The organism is Spiroplasma sp. Moj (genome assembly GCF_016082285.1).
Taxonomy (GTDB): domain Bacteria; phylum Bacillota_I; class Bacilli_A; order Mycoplasmatales; family Mycoplasmataceae; genus Spiroplasma; species Spiroplasma phoeniceum.
The window spans coordinates 1-445 of the sequence record NZ_MQTY02000098.1; positions in this window are offsets into that span (position 1 = coordinate 1).

Below are 445 nucleotides of genomic sequence, written 5' to 3' on the forward strand. Positions count from 1 at the left end.
GATTATTACGATTATTTTTATTTTTATTTTTATTTTTTAATTTCCTCTTATTTCTTTTTATTTAAGGGCATAAAAACTTGAAGCTGTTTATTGCTTAGCAACAAATATTTTGTTTTTATTTATTTTTTTATAATTTATTTTTTTACTTAATTAAATCGATAGAATTTCTATTCGTAAAGAAATCTAACTTAAATAAATAAAAAAAAAANAANANNNATGTACTCAAATTTATATATAAATAAACATACAAATATTTAATATATATGCAAAAAAAAATTATAAATTAAAAATAATTCACACTTTATATTTTTGTAGTAATATTTTAGTTATAATATTCATTTTTATTTAATTGAAATTTTGTTTAAAGAACAGTGTTTAAATATACAATAAAATGTTCATAATAAAATTAATTTTTANCATTACAGGTTTAAGCAATTAAAAAANA